Origin of the sequence: Vibrio stylophorae, assembly GCF_921293875.1 — a bacterium.
Classification (GTDB): Bacteria; Pseudomonadota; Gammaproteobacteria; order Enterobacterales; family Vibrionaceae; genus Vibrio_A; species Vibrio_A stylophorae.
Genome location: NZ_CAKLDI010000001.1, coordinates 1543918 through 1557971, shown reverse-complemented (window position 1 = coordinate 1557971; position 14054 = coordinate 1543918). Strand labels below are relative to the sequence as shown.

Sequence of the window (14054 nt, the reverse complement as noted above, 5' to 3'; positions counted from 1 at the left end):
TTGTGAGTCGTAAATCGTGCGTTGAAAATAGTGCATCAATCTATTGATTATCTTCCTTTGGCGGCCAGTCACGCAAGTGAACATCCATTTGTGGAAAGGCGATTTCAATACCATTTTCGGCAAAGGCCGCATCGATGCTTTTATTGAGCATATGCAGCGTATAAAGGCGATGGTCAATAGAGTTGATATAAACGCGCAGCTCAAAATCAAGACTGCTGGCACCAAAGGAGAGGAAAAACACCGCAGGTGCTGGATCTTTTAGAACCAGCGGATGCGCATGGGCAATATCACTGAGGAGCTTTTCAGTTTTTTCCACATCGGAGCCGTAAGCCACGCCGATAGGTAGTACGATGCGGGTGACTGAATCTGACAGCGACCAGTTGATTAATTTCTCTGTAATAAAGGCTTTATTGGGCACCACGATCTCTTTGTTATCCCAATCAATGATGGTGGTGGCACGGGTTTGAATCTTGCTGACTGTCCCTGAGAGATCGTTAATCGTGACAATGTCACCAATGCGAATGGGGCGCTCAAAGAGCAGAATGAGACCGGAGATAAAATTGGCGAAGATCTCCTGTAAACCAAAGCCTAAGCCAACACCAAAGGCGGCCACAAGCCACTGCAATCGTGACCACTGAAATCCTAAAATGGAAAAGGTGGTGAGCACCCCAGCCATTAAAATCAAATATCGCAGCAGCGTGGTGACGGCATAGCCAGTCCCCGGCGCGAGCTCTAATTTACTCAAAACCAATAGCTCTAAAATACCGGGCAGATTGCGAATGCCGACAAAGGTCACCACCACACTCACCGCGGCATAAAGTAATGAGAGCAGGGTGACATCCACGGATACGGTATTGCCGCTAATGGTTTCGGATACCTGCCAAATGACGACCTTATCTAGCCAGCTGGTCATCTCTAAGGCGCTGGACCAAAGGGTGAGAATAGCAATGACCAAGCCAATTAACGTCAGACCGCGAAGCAGGGTTAAGGATTGCTCGCTAATCTGTTCGCTATCTAAGGTTTGCTCTTCTACCTCTGGCATCACTTCGCGAAGCTCTGCAAGCTCAGGTGGCTCTGCTGCTTGTTCTTGTTGCTGCGCAATAAGTTCTTCTCGCCGCGCCAATAGACGCTGATAGTTGAGCTGACGATGCTCTAATTTCAGCCAGCGCTCGCCCAATTGATATAAAAACAGCATGCCAAAAATCACAAAGATGGTGAGCTGTTGATACATCAGCAACATCCACGCCGCAATAAAATAGCCCATCAGGGTCATCACAATAATGGCAATAAATGAGCCGAAAATAATGGTGCGCACCAGCGCCAATCCCACGCCTTGATGAAGTGGTCTAGGGAGGATGCTAGGAATGCGATCATGCTTGAGCAGCGTGACATAAAGCCAAGTCATGGCGCACATCAACAGCAAAAATAGCAGTCTTGAAATATCGGCTTCTTGTTTGCCTGCCATCAGTTCGACCCAAAAGAAGATCAGCAAAAAGACGGCGGTGGGCCAGCGCAAGCGCAGACTGATTTTTTGCAGCGCTTCGCAAAGGGCTGATGGCCAGTTGAGATGCAGTTGCAACAATCCTTTGGCTTGCGTAATGGCGGCGGTAAAGGTGATGGCAAAAAGGAGCGTCGCGCAGGAAAGCAGAAAGACTCTTAATTCAGCGGTATCAATGGTAGGCCAAATTTGAAACAAAATGGCTGCGGTGAGTGTAAACCAAAGGGGCAGGCAGATGGCGCGTAAACAGGAAACCAAGAGCATGTTGATGGTGTTGAGAAATCGGTCTTTGAGCGGATGACCAAACACTTTTCGATAATCATCGCAAAGTTTGAGTAACCAACGGTTCATGCGCCGTGCGATGAACCAAAGCAGCAAGGAATAGATCATCAAGGAGGTCAGTAACATGGGCAGCGCATGGCGATCGAGTTGCGCTTTCATATTTTTAAGCGGTGTCTCTGAGCCAAACCAAACCGCGGTATCCCAAGTTTTAAGGTTTTCCCATAGCGGCGCGTTGCTGCGCGTCCACAGTTGTTGCTCGCGGAAAAAAGCGCGCGCATTGGTCACTTCAATACTGTACTGCTGCTGGGCCACTTGCAGGTTACCCAGCGCCACAATGAGCTTGTCATATTCCTGAATCAGTTGAGATAGCAACTTATCTGAGAGCTCATTGAGCTTTTCGCTCCTTAAGGATTGCTGCGCGGTGAGCGCCGTTTTGCTGTGCTCTGTTTGTTGATTTTCAGCATGGGTTCGCAGCGCTTCGAGCTGCTGATTGAGCTCATATTTACGAATATGTGCATCGGCAGTTTGGTTGGGGATCTTTTTATCTGTGGTATGGCTCGGTAAACGCTGCAGCTGGGTGCGAATGGAGGCGCCAAAGGAGGTGCTGTCTTTGAGCCATGAGAGATTGGTTTTCATAAACTGCAGATCTTCACTGAGGCTGCGGCGCTCAGCATCGACATTTTGTACTCCAAGGCGAGTTTGCTCGATGGACTTTAAAACCTGCTCAAGCTCTTGTACGTGCTGAACCACGGTTTTGGCAATGGCCTGTGCATGGGGATTTTCGCCTTCCGCACCACTGGATTCACCAATCAGCGCTTGCGCTTCTTCAATGAGGGTTTTGGCCGATGCTTGTTCGGCGCGAGTGAGCTTTTCCTGCCATTGGCTTAAAAGTGGAGTGGCGATGGTTATCTTCTCTTCCAGCAGCTTTTGCTCCAGCTGCAAGAGCTCTGTGCGCTCATCCAAACTTTGTAATTTAGCTGAGGCCACCGCACGCTCTCGCTTGAGTATATTGAGCTGACTGAGATCCAGCCAGCTGTCTATTTGCTCTTTATTATTGCTACTGACCAAAGCGGCTTGTTCGATTTTTCGGTCAAGCTCAGCAAGCGTTACCGGCAGCGTGGTACGCTCATTGGCAAGCGGTTTGATTTTCTCACTCAGCGCACTACTAGCGGTGCGCCATTGAGCAATAGAAGCCTGCAGTGAGGCGATAGCAAGCGAGAGATCGCCGCTGTTTTCTGTTTTCGGCGGATTAAAAATGGCTAAGGTAGCGGCATTGTCGATTTGCGATTGCAGCTTGGTTTTTTGCTGCGGAAACTGCTTGATGATATCAAGGTAACTGTCTCGCTCAGCCCCTAAGCTGTCACTTTGACTGATCTGTTTTTGCAGCGTTTGATATTTACCAATCAGGGTTTCATCTTTAGGGGATTGCCCATTGAGCTTTTCCAGCTGTGTTTTGATATCCGCTTGGCTGGGTAAGGTCGTCGCACTGGCATCATTAATCAATCCCCCCATCCACCAAAGTAAAGTCAACAAGATGATCCATGGGAAAAATCGCGTTTTTTTGATGGCTATCTGATCGGTCACCTTGTCTTTGCGCCTTTGATTATCCGTTGATGAATCAAAGTATATACATAGTGCATGCTCGTCGCGGGGGGATTGCCTTTTTGAACGGTACTTAGCCGTGATTAGCCGTGATAAAGATGCCTTGTCTTAAGGATGTGTCTTAAGGATGTGTCTTTTCAGGGATGCGCTTTTATTAGGATGCGCCTTATAAAGGATGCCGCTTTCTGAATGATTCATCCTTTGGTTCAGTTGCGATTGAGACTTGCTATGTCAGGCTGCCTGTCTATTTGAGCGAGATCAGCGCATTTAGGCTGTCACGAAAAAGGCGAATCATGCTTTTTTATCATTTGCCTTTGAGTTTACCGAATGCATCTCGCATAATCTGGCCCCATAAAAAATAAGGGTATTGGCGATAGCCACTACCACAGCACTATCGACCGAAGTCGTACCGAGGATGTCGCTTGAGCACACTATTTACTGAAATGCGCATTGGCCAAATGCGTTTAAAAAACCGTTTTGTCCGCAGTGCTACATGGGAAAATATGGCCACTGAAACCGGCCATATGACCGATAAGCTTTATGATATTTATGAAGAGCTTGCGCAAGGTGAAGTGGGCTTAATCGTGACCGGTTATGCCAATATTGTGGCAGAAGAAAAACCCAATGCCGGGATGATGGGCATCTACGATGATTCCTTTATCCCAGAGTATCAAAAGCTTACCGATTTAGTGCACGCCAATGATTCGAAAATCGTGATGCAAATTGCCTATGGCGGCACCAAAACCACCTTTAATGTTGGTGAACGCGTTATTTTTGCGCCCAGCGAAGTGCCAGAGCGTGGTACGCAAACCCTAGGCAAGGCGATGAGCCAAGAAGAGATCGACTACATTGTCGATGCCTTTGCCAAAGCGAGCCTTCGCGCCAAACAGTCTGGTTTTGACGGTGTTGAAATTCATGGCGCTCATACCTATCTCATCAACCAATTTTTAAGCCCTTATTACAATCAACGTACCGACCAATACGGCGGCAGTTTAGAAAACCGTATGCGCTTTTTGGTGGAGATCTATCAAGCGACGCGTGCCCTCGTCGGTGATGATTTCCCAATTTTGCTCAAACTCACGGCTACCGAGTTTTTTGATGGCGGTTTGTGCTTTGAGGAGACGCGCCAAATCTGTCAAACCATGGAACAGCTTGGCGTTGATGCGATTATTCTGTCAGGCAATATTCACGGCAATGCCAGCGGTTTGGTGGGCGAACAATTTGATGGCTATACCCTGCAACAAGAGGGCTATTTCCATGAATATGGCGCAGTGGTCAGCCAAGAGCTGAATATTCCGGTGATCACCGTGGGGGGGCTCAGTGATTTTGATGCCATTGAAGCGCTCGCCAATGACACTAAAATTCAAGGCTTTGCGCTCTCTCGACCACTGTTGGCCGAGCCGCAATTGCTCAAACGTTGGAAGGCGGGTGATCGCGCGCCAGTGGATTGCGAGCGCTGCTCAAAATGTCGTACCAAGCGCGGTAACTTCTGTGTGGTGTATAAAAAAGGGCGTAAAAAAGTCCAGCCTGAGGCCTAACTCAAGCCACCATTGATATGATTGCAAATGAAGCCCGAGCAACATGCTCGGGCTTTTTTGTCGGCCTGTCGTTTGCATCGCAACCTCATCGCGTAGCTTCATTTAAGATTAAAAAAATAAGTGGCAGTACAAATGCTTATCTAAGATTAGGGAAGGCTGCTGTGGATTGAGTCCATTGATAAGGCAGCCACTTTTGTTGAATTTAAGTGGAACTGCAAATATGGAAATTAACTCGCCCAAATTGTCGCTGCGCACCATTGAGGCTACGGATTATCCCGAGCTTGCTGAGCTCATGGATCTGGTCTTTCATGATGTCGGCGGCGCTTGGCCTCGTATCACCATTATGGATTTGATTCACCAGTTTCCAGATGGGCAGATTTGTATTGAAGACAACGGCAAAATTGTCGGCGCGGCGCTAACCATCAAGGTCAATTACAACCGCTTCTCCTTACCTCATCTTTATACCGATATCATCAATGAAAACAACGCCATTCAAAACCAAGTCACGGGCGATGCCATGTATGGTTTGGATGTGTTTGTGCATCCAGATTATCGTGGATTGCGTTTGGGGCGCCGCCTTTATGATGCGCGCAAAGAGCTGTGCCGAAATCAAAATTTTAAAGCGATTTTAGCCGGCGGTCGTATTCCCAATTACCATCAACACGCTAAAGAACTCAGCGTTGCCGAGTATATTGATAAGGTAAAGCGCCGCGAGCTGCACGATCCCATCTTGTCCTTTCAGCTGGCCAATGATTTTGATGTCAAACGCATCATGCGTGATTATCTGCCAGAAGATGACGCCTCGCGCGGTTATGCCACTTTGCTCGAATGGGATAACTTCTTTTACGAAGACGATATTCAGTCCATTCACGACATAGAAAAATCACTGGTGCGCATTGGCGTGGTGCAATGGCAAATGCGGGCGATGAATGACTTGGATGATTTGCTCGACCAGGCCGAGTTCTTTATCTCCTCACTGGCCAATTACAAAGCTGACTTTGCGCTGTTTCCCGAGTTTTTCAATGCGCCTTTGATGGGGCTGAAAAAAGATCACAACTCAGTGGAAGCTATCCGTTTTCTTGCCAGCTTTTCAGAAGAGATCAAACAGCGCTTTTCACAAATGGCGGTGACCTACAACATCAACATTATTGCGGGCAGCATGCCAGTGGTGGAAGAAGGCAAGCTCTATAACGTTTCCTATCTGTTGCAACGCGATGGTGAAATTAACGCCCAATATAAAGTTCACATTACCCCGCATGAGCAAAAAGACTGGGTGATTGACGGCGGTAACCAAATCTCAGTGTTTGATACCGATGCAGGGCGCGTGGGGATTTTGATTTGTTACGATAGTGAATTCCCAGAGCTGGGCCGAATGATGGCCGAGCAGCAGGTGCAGATTATCTTTGTGCCATTTTGGACTGATACCAAAAATGGCTATCAGCGGGTACGCCTATGCTCACAAGCGCGAGCCATTGAAAACGAGTGTTATGTTGCCATTGGTGGCAGTGTGGGAAATTTGGCGCGGGTCGATAACGTCGATATTCAATATGCGCAATCTGCGGTATTTTCACCCTCAGATATTTACTTCCCCCATGATGCAACCCTTACGGAAGCCAGCGCCAATACGGAGATGATCATCTTTGCCGATGTTGACCTGACCAAGCTGAAACAACTCAATACCGAAGGCTCAGTCACTAACCTGCGTCATCGTCGTATGGATCTCTATGGCGGCTTCACTCAAGGTCAAAGCCAAGATCCGAACCAAGCTTAAAGCTGAACATGAATAGGGTGAACATGAATAGGGTGAACATGAATCGTGTGAAGATGAACTGAGTGAACCGTTTGAGAGAAACACCCATAAAAAAATCAGCGCCAGTCGCTGATTTTTTTATGCCTGAATCATGGTCAGTCGATTCTCGTAATAAAGGTTTGCTCATCATCCACAAAAGCGACAAAGCCGCCATAATAGATAAATATGCGACCACGCCCTTCAACTAGGCAAGCAAGCTGTGGATTCAAATCTTCTTCGTTATCCTGATGTTGGAAAACGCCAGTATCGGTAATGACGCCGTCGAGTGAAGGCAAATATCCATAAGTGCGTTTGGCTTGATCAATCAGGCTCAATTCGCTGGCGCGAGAGAAGCAAGACGGGATTGCACCTGCATCCTCGATAAACATGGTCTTAAATTCTTCAAAAGCGGTAATCACCAGCCAGTCGATGTCGTTCACATGATGGATAAACATAGAGTCTCTCGATAATTCTGATTCAGGGATTTTATCACTATCAAGGGCGGGGCGTTGTAACCTTTTAGTGATTGATTGAGCGCCATCTCTTCGATTATTTCGACTTAGATATGTGCTTGCTCGAAAGGTTCAGCCAGCGAAATGAGCGTTCGAGAAATGCCACGGCATCACGATGAATGATTTCACCATGCGCCAGAATAATGCGTTGTGGTTGCCAACTGGCCATTTGCAAGTAGTGTTTTCTTGCTTCTTTTTTGTGGAATAAAAAACTCATTCGCCAGTCAATCGGGGTTTGACCATTTGGGGCTAGGATGCCCGTGACCTTGGCGAACATACGTTGTATGCGTGTAAAGTCCGATGGAGGAAAGTTTTCAATTAAGTCGGTCAGGATGAGTGATTTTGATGCGCGGTGGAAAAACACGCTTTCTTGCATCAGCGGAGAGCCAGTAAAAAGTAGTGAATCAATCTCCTCAGACCAAGGGTAGGTCTTGTCTGACGTCAGAGATGCCGTAAAGCTGAGGTCGGCTCGTTTTTTTATCACCTCTTGGGTGCCATAGGTTTTAGCCTCTGGGTATGTTGCTTGCCACTCTTTTAAAAACAAATGATGAAGATGGTTCGGCGCAATAAGATATTGCACCTTGCCAATGGCGTTGACTTGGGCTTTGAGCTCAGCTGTTAATTTGATTGGACTGTGCACCCAGAGCGTTGTGTCAGAAAGTTTCACGATGGTCATTCTGGTCGTAAATGGTAGGGTCATAAAAGTGACGGGCTTCCCATTGAATACCCACACATGGTCACTGAGCTGATTCATCCTTAATCTCCCTAAGCTATTGAATAAATGGATTGATAGTGCGCGTCATAAACCGCCACCAATATCTTTCGCCGGCTCCTGCGTTTTTACATTTTCTGATTATTCACAATGACCTTGAGGTGCGATCTCTGGGTGTAGATTCGCCACCATCTTTTGTGTTACCTGCGCAAACAGCGCCAGCTCGTTTTCATTCAAACCTTGCAGCATCTGTTGCTGCATTTGCTGCTCGATGTGCTGAATGGCTTGGCTGATGGACTCACCTTGAGCCGTCAAATTGAGAATTTGGCTGCGTTTGTCCGTGGGGTGCGCCGCTTTTTGTAAATAACCTTCGCTGATCAGCGTGCTCACTAAACGGGTGATCTGCGCCTTATCGCGATTGAGCTTTTGCGCAATGGTGAGCGCACTGCATTGCGGTACTTTGGCGATAATTTTCAAAACCCGTAGATGCATCGGCGTTAGGGGAAGGTTGAGCTTTTCAAGCTGCTGAACTTGAAGGCGTTTGATGCCATGAACCAAATGAAAAAGTGATTCCAGCGGTTGTGTAGATGCCATGATTTGCCTTTTTAGAACTTGATGTAGTTGACAATGTCAATCAAATAACTATAGTTGATTTTATCAACTACATTCTAAATCAGTGAAGCGTGAATGCAAGGTGTCTTGTATTTGCTCACAACCCACTGAGCCGAAAACGACTGAGTAAAAGAGGAAGCCTTCAATGAGCCATATCAACCAATATCGTTTAACCATCGAGCGTATCAGCCAAGACAGCGACATCACGGATACAAATCAAAGCACAGAAAACACCTTGTCCTTTAATTTTGAAGATAGGGAAGATGTGCTGACCTTGGTGCAAAAGCTCAAACAAGGCTCAGGTTTGGATGAGCAAAGTGCGACCCAACTTGCTGTTGCCTTGCGTTTAATGGGACCTGTGATGATGGCGCAGCACAAACATCCCTTGTTTGTTGATTTCATGCCCCATTTCAAAACCTTTATGGCTAACTTAAAGCGCACGGTGAAATCGGCCTTGCGTTGAGAGGTGCAATCTGACTTAGCTAGGCAATTCTGATATAGACCTGAGCAAGCTTACTTTAGCAGATTAATGCAGAAGATTTGGTCATGAACTCACTTGACATCTGAATTGATCTCTATTGGACTCCGGTTTGGAGTAGAAACAAAAGCTGTTTATGTTAAACCGCTATAAAGGTGATTTTTATTCAGTTTTTTGATTCAACACAAAAGTATTTATTTATATTTTTCCATACAATATTTTCCATTATATGACGTGGTGACATAAAGATAATGGAGCTAGTTGAATGAAATCTTTGAGCGAAATACTTGTGACTATGCCAAGGCGAGCAGAACGTAAGCCAGATGATTACTTAGTCAAATCATTTGTTCACGTTGGCTCGGTCTTTGCGCTCTTTTCTTGTGCTGAAAATCAAATCATTTATGGAAGGCGAGGTACGGGAAAAACTCACCTTCTTAGGTATTTAAAGAATGATACTCAAAATCGCGGAGTGATTACCGTCAGTTTAGATATGAGAACGATGGGCTCTACGGGAGGTATGTACTCTGATTCGAATTTAAGTCTCAGTGAAAGAGCTTCTCGACTATTATCAGACACTCTTTGTGAAGTGCGGGAGCAGATTTTAGATGAAAGTTACAATAATGATAAGTGTGATCTTTCTATTTTAGCCCCGCTTTTAGATAGCTTTGTCGAAGAAGCAACGAAGATGACAGTGCAAGGTCAGTTTGAAGTTGAGACAAATTTAAGCAATACAGTTTATCAAGAATCCACTAGTGGTCTGAATGCTGTTTTATCAACAGCTCCTAAATTAAGTACTGCTCGCTCTGAACGAATTCAAGAAAACAGCTCAGATTCATCCACGATGAGAGAAAGTGGGAAAAGAACTCTTCGGATTCATTTTGGGGCTCTTTCGAAGATATTGACACATATAGTTAAGAATTTACCATCGCAAAGTCTTTATTTATTAATTGATGAGTGGAGTGAAATCCCTTTAGATCTCCAGCCATATTTGGCTGATATGTTAAGACGGATAGTTTTTTCTATTCCGTCAATTACAGTAAAGATTGCAGCAATATCACATCGTTCTAAATTCAGATCATGTAATGAGAGTGGTGAGTTTATTGGTTTGGAGGTTTCCTCTGATGCATCGACATCTATTAATTTAGATCAATTTATGGTCTTTGATAGTGATAGTAAAAAATCTGTAGAATTTTTTAAAAATTTGATTTACAAGCACGTACAGGCATCTGATAAATTTAACGTAGTTCCAGACAATGTTGAATCTTTTATCTCCCGAGTTTTTACTAATAAGCCTGCTTTAGAAGAGTTTACTCGAGCAAGTGAAGGTGTTCCAAGGGATGCGATCCATATAATATCTCAAGCATCACTGCATGCGGAAGGAAGAAAAATTGGAGTTACAGGTATTCGTAATGCAGCTAGATATTGGTATACAACTTCAAAAAGTAAAGATATTAACTCTCGAAAGGAAGCCGTTAAGCTACTAGAGTGGATTGTTAGTACTGTCATTGCTGAGAAGAAGACTAGAGCGTTTTTAGTGCAAAGTGACACAAATGACTCGTTAATTGATTTTTTGTTTGATGCTCGAGTGATTCACTTGATTAAACAGGGTGTATCTGTAAGAGCGATACAAAGTCAAAAGTTTAACTTGTATTCATTAGACTATGGTTGTTATGCCCATTTAATCAATACCAAGGATGAGCCTAAAGGGCTTCTATGTGACGATTCTAATTACATAATCGTTCCTAGAATTGATAATATGTACAATCGAAACTCTATCCTTGATTTGGATATGTACTATCGAACGGGATTATTACCGTTTTTCGAAAACACTTCGGAAATTTGTCTAGCCAGACAATTCTACTCTAAATCCGTGCGAGAGCTGGATTTTGATGATGAAATTTTAAAAGCGATCCCTAAGTACTTGGAAGCGATGAAGATTAAAGGGACTCTCTATATTCCTTTGATATTTGTGGGGCTTGTTATTCGAACGAAACAGGGATATGGTTCAAGTAGTGGTAGTGAGATAGCAAAAGCGATTAATAGATACCTTATTACTGACTCTAAGAACATAAAAGCTCCTAATAATATATCTCGAGCATTGAGGAAAGAACCGCTAATAACTGAATGTTGGCTGAATTCAACAAATAAAGATGGAGTTCCAATGTTTAGTTTGTCGGATTTTTGGGAGGGATGCTGGTTTGATTACTTTAAAAGTAATCCACCTAAACTCTAATTATTCATAAATGGATGTTCAATATATATTGTGTTTAAAAATTAAAATGTCATTTTACACCTTGTTTGACTTCACTCGTCAAACACGGGGTGTAGCCTGTGCTTTGACAATGTCAGGCGTGACATTTGGGGTGTGGTGTACGATTTAATATCCTCCCCCCCCTTGATTTTATAATACATTGCATCAATAACAAATGAGTACTGTACCTTTAGTATTCATATGTTATTTGAAGCATAAATAGAATCTTAAATATCAAAAATATCAGTTTATCTCCCATGGGCACGGTGGGAGCATCGAAGCATCAGGATTAACCGTTCAATAGCATTAAAGAATAGAAACGTTAATTTCGAAGTGGAGATATAAAATGAAACAACAAGAAAAAATCATCACCATCGCAAATACACATCTTGAAGCTGAGGCCGTTATCAAAAAGCTTCAGGCAGAAAAATTCGATGTGTCAAAAATCTCAATCTTGGGTAAAGGCTATCATAGCGAAGAGAATGTCGCGGGCTTCTATAACACGGGCGATCGCGTGAAAACATGGGGGAAAGCGGGGGCTTTCTGGGGCGGCTTGTGGGGTGCCATGGTTGGTGCGGGCCTATTTTGGCTGCCAGGCGTAGGTGCCCTGATGGTTGCAGGCCCCATTGTTTCTGCATTTGTCGGTGCGGTTGAAGGTGCTGTGATCACAGGTGGTTTAGGTGCTGTCGGCGGCGCGTTGGCAAGTATTGGTGTGCCAAAAGACAGCATCGTGAAATATGACTCTGCCATTAAAGCAGACAAATTCTTGGTGATTGTGCATGGCGATACTGAAGATATCAGCAAAGCAAAAGCGATTTTGGCTGACTACGATCTTGACCATATCAAAGGCTAAATTGAGTTAGCGTACAGATTCAGTGATAAGGCAGCTCAGGCTGCCTTTTTTAGTGTTGGTGATTGAAGCGAGCCAAGCCAATTGAATGAATAGAAAGCTAATGAGTTTTCTTTTCCATCCTTTGTGTCCAAAGGGTTTGTGCAACCAGTGCAAAGAGAATCAGGCCTGCGCCCATCATTACGCTTTGGGTGGGCGTGTTGCCAAGAATCAGCCAAACCCAAAGCGGGCCAAATAGAATTTCGAGCAATAAAATCAAACTGGTTTCAGCGGCGGGTAAATAACGTGGCCCCACGTTGATGCACAAAAATGCGCCGGGCAGCACAATTGCACTGAGCACAAACATTAGCGGCCATTGTTTTCCCTCTAGTGAAAAAGGCTGCGCGCCTTGGCTAAGTGCCAGTAAGGCGGTAAAAATCCCACCATAAATCAGAAATACCGTGGCGTATTGCGCCTTAGTTTTGCGCAGCATGGTTAAGTAAATAGCCATGGTGCTGGCAGTGATAAGCGCAAGGGCATCACCATGCAGCGCGCTTTGACTGGGCGCATAGCCAAAAATAAACATCACCCCACCGACGCTGAGCACAATGGCAAGCAAAGTGCCGATGTCGAGCTTTTCTTTTAAAAATACAAAAGCAATAACCGCAGTGATCAGCGGTGTGGTATTGGCGAGCACTAAGGTGCTGGCAACTTGGGTTTCACTCAAAGAAAACACAAAACAGCTGGTGGAAATGGCCAAAAGCAGGCCCGTGAGTAGGATCGCAAGGGTAGGCTTGTAGGCATGCTTACGAAGTACGCTGGGATCTCGCCACTGCTGCACTGCAAAATAAACCAGCGCAGGCAGCAAGCCGCGCCAAAAGATGAGCGTCCAAGGTTCGGCGGCAATCAGTCGCACCAATAAGCTGTCAAAGCTTAAGATCATCACCCCTGCAAGCGTATAAAGGCGGCCTTGGTTCGCTGGACTGAGTGGATGATTTGGCTGGGATGAGTGAGTGGCAAAAGGCCCCATGCTATGGATTCCATCAAATGAATGCTGAGCTCGTTATGCATAACCATAGCAGTTCGTTATAGAGGGATGGATGAGAAGGGCGGTCGCGCGCCAAGGCTAAGCTTTGTCTAGAAAAGGCAAAAATGGCAAGAAAGGACATGAATGCCCTGTGAATACTCAAGAGCTTCTAAGAATTTTCAAAGCTTACAAAATTGTAAACTTGGCGAAAGCTTGCTGTGAACTGCTTTTCGTATAGTTCACTCAACGACAGGGAGATGCCCTGATTCGATGAGAAAAACGATGAGGAGATCACCATGAAAAAATCAGCTCTATTCAAACCTGCCGCATTGTCAGCTGTAATTGGCCTTGGCGCCATGATGACTATGGGCACCGCCTTTGCTGGCGACTCAACTACTGCAATGAATCAAGACACTGTATCTCTGCTTCAAGCAGTTGCAACGGCTAAAGCCAATACGGGCGGTATGCCAATGGAAGCAGAGCGTGATGTTGACATGGGTCAGTCTATTTATGAGATTGAACTTGCAGGTAAAAATGGCGAAACCATCTTTACCGCAATCAATAGCCAAACTGGCGCTGTGATTATGACACGTACCGATGACACCACAGGTCATCACCATGACTGTGATGAAGATGATCATCTAGAGAATTCATTGTGGGTATCTGGCGTCAATAACGGTCAATACATCTCGATGGAAAACGCAGTCAAACAAGCTGAAAACCAATATGGCGGTAAAGCGTATAGCGTTGAGATGGACGAGCACCACAACCAATTTACCTATGAAGTGAAACTGCTCACTGCCAATGGCCAAAAAGTGAAAGTTGAATTGAACGCACTGGCTGCTGCGAAGTAATCGCGCCGCTGTTCTAGATAAGCGTTCCTGTTATCGATTCGCTTTTCTATTATCGACAAGCTTTCATCGT

Annotated in this window: 11 protein-coding genes; 6 read left to right on the top strand and 5 right to left on the bottom strand. The window is 45.2% G+C overall.

The window, feature by feature from the left end; translation table 11 throughout:
* Positions 1 to 40: 40 nt before the first annotated feature.
* Positions 41 to 3292: a mechanosensitive ion channel domain-containing protein gene (locus L9P36_RS07140; RefSeq protein WP_435532768.1), complete on the bottom strand. Its 3252-nt coding sequence runs from the start codon at positions 3290 to 3292 to the stop codon at positions 41 to 43.
* 512 nt (positions 3293 to 3804) lie between these two features.
* Between L9P36_RS07140 and L9P36_RS07135 the strand changes: the two genes are divergently transcribed.
* Together L9P36_RS07135 and L9P36_RS07130 are read left to right on the top strand one after the other, a co-directional pair.
* Positions 3805 to 4920 carry an NADH:flavin oxidoreductase gene (locus L9P36_RS07135; protein WP_237466025.1) on the top strand — a complete coding sequence of 372 codons (1116 nt, stop codon included), beginning with the start codon at positions 3805 to 3807 and terminating at the stop codon, positions 4918 to 4920.
* Between the two features lie 220 nt (positions 4921 to 5140).
* The gene (locus L9P36_RS07130; RefSeq protein WP_237466024.1) at positions 5141 to 6691 is read left to right on the top strand and encodes a bifunctional GNAT family N-acetyltransferase/carbon-nitrogen hydrolase family protein; all 1551 of its coding nucleotides are present in this window, start codon (positions 5141 to 5143) and stop codon (positions 6689 to 6691) included.
* Positions 6692 to 6825: 134 nt separating this feature from the next.
* Here the strand turns inward: L9P36_RS07130 and L9P36_RS07125 are convergent, their stop codons facing one another.
* The 3 genes from L9P36_RS07125 to L9P36_RS07115 all read right to left on the bottom strand — a co-directional run bounded on the left by L9P36_RS07125 (position 6826) and on the right by L9P36_RS07115 (position 8527).
* Positions 6826 to 7164, bottom strand: coding sequence for a cytosolic protein (locus tag L9P36_RS07125; RefSeq protein WP_237466023.1), 339 nt, complete (start codon positions 7162 to 7164; stop codon positions 6826 to 6828).
* Between the two features lie 94 nt (positions 7165 to 7258).
* Positions 7259 to 7975: a DUF4336 domain-containing protein gene (locus tag L9P36_RS07120; protein WP_237466022.1), complete on the bottom strand. Its 717-nt coding sequence runs from the start codon at positions 7973 to 7975 to the stop codon at positions 7259 to 7261.
* Between the two features lie 99 nt (positions 7976 to 8074).
* Positions 8075 to 8527, bottom strand: a complete 453-nt coding sequence (locus tag L9P36_RS07115) for a MarR family winged helix-turn-helix transcriptional regulator (RefSeq protein WP_237466021.1) — start codon at positions 8525 to 8527, stop codon at positions 8075 to 8077.
* A gap of 163 nt (positions 8528 to 8690) precedes the next feature.
* On the opposite strand from L9P36_RS07115, the gene L9P36_RS07110 reads away from it, so the two are divergent.
* The 3 genes from L9P36_RS07110 (at position 8691) to L9P36_RS07100 (ending at position 12127) form a co-directional block, all read left to right on the top strand.
* Positions 8691 to 9008 carry a DUF3861 domain-containing protein gene (locus L9P36_RS07110; protein WP_237466020.1) on the top strand — a complete coding sequence of 106 codons (318 nt, stop codon included), beginning with the start codon at positions 8691 to 8693 and terminating at the stop codon, positions 9006 to 9008.
* 280 nt (positions 9009 to 9288) lie between these two features.
* The gene (locus L9P36_RS07105; protein ID WP_237466019.1) at positions 9289 to 11256 is read left to right on the top strand and encodes an ATP-binding protein; all 1968 of its coding nucleotides are present in this window, start codon (positions 9289 to 9291) and stop codon (positions 11254 to 11256) included.
* Between the two features lie 364 nt (positions 11257 to 11620).
* Complete coding sequence (locus L9P36_RS07100) at positions 11621 to 12127, top strand: general stress protein (RefSeq protein WP_237466018.1); 507 nt, start codon at positions 11621 to 11623, stop codon at positions 12125 to 12127.
* Between the two features lie 97 nt (positions 12128 to 12224).
* Here L9P36_RS07100 and L9P36_RS07095 read toward each other — a convergent pair whose 3' ends face one another.
* Entirely contained in the window at positions 12225 to 13133 is a 909-nt protein-coding gene (locus tag L9P36_RS07095) for a DMT family transporter (protein ID WP_237466017.1), read from the bottom strand.
* A 293-nt stretch (positions 13134 to 13426) separates the two neighbouring features.
* Between L9P36_RS07095 and L9P36_RS07090 the strand changes: the two genes are divergently transcribed.
* The gene (locus tag L9P36_RS07090; protein WP_237466016.1) at positions 13427 to 13984 is read left to right on the top strand and encodes a PepSY domain-containing protein; all 558 of its coding nucleotides are present in this window, start codon (positions 13427 to 13429) and stop codon (positions 13982 to 13984) included.
* The last annotated feature ends 70 nt before the right edge of the window (positions 13985 to 14054 follow it).

What these genes read in the sequence shown, in the direction of transcription:
- L9P36_RS07140 (WP_435532768.1), bottom strand. Translation starts at nt 3,292, where the DNA reads ATGGGGGGATTGATTAATGATGCCAGTGCGACGACCTTACCCAGCCAA.
- L9P36_RS07130 (WP_237466024.1), top strand. Translation starts at nt 5,141, where the DNA reads ATGGAAATTAACTCGCCCAAATTGTCGCTGCGCACCATTGAGGCTACG.
- L9P36_RS07125 (WP_237466023.1), bottom strand. Translation starts at nt 7,164, where the DNA reads ATGTTTATCCATCATGTGAACGACATCGACTGGCTGGTGATTACCGCT.
- L9P36_RS07120 (WP_237466022.1), bottom strand. Translation starts at nt 7,975, where the DNA reads ATGAATCAGCTCAGTGACCATGTGTGGGTATTCAATGGGAAGCCCGTC.
- L9P36_RS07115 (WP_237466021.1), bottom strand. Translation starts at nt 8,527, where the DNA reads ATGGCATCTACACAACCGCTGGAATCACTTTTTCATTTGGTTCATGGC.
- L9P36_RS07110 (WP_237466020.1), top strand. Translation starts at nt 8,691, where the DNA reads ATGAGCCATATCAACCAATATCGTTTAACCATCGAGCGTATCAGCCAA.
- L9P36_RS07105 (WP_237466019.1), top strand. Translation starts at nt 9,289, where the DNA reads ATGAAATCTTTGAGCGAAATACTTGTGACTATGCCAAGGCGAGCAGAA.
- L9P36_RS07100 (WP_237466018.1), top strand. Translation starts at nt 11,621, where the DNA reads ATGAAACAACAAGAAAAAATCATCACCATCGCAAATACACATCTTGAA.
- L9P36_RS07095 (WP_237466017.1), bottom strand. Translation starts at nt 13,133, where the DNA reads ATGGGGCCTTTTGCCACTCACTCATCCCAGCCAAATCATCCACTCAGT.
- L9P36_RS07090 (WP_237466016.1), top strand. Translation starts at nt 13,427, where the DNA reads ATGAAAAAATCAGCTCTATTCAAACCTGCCGCATTGTCAGCTGTAATT.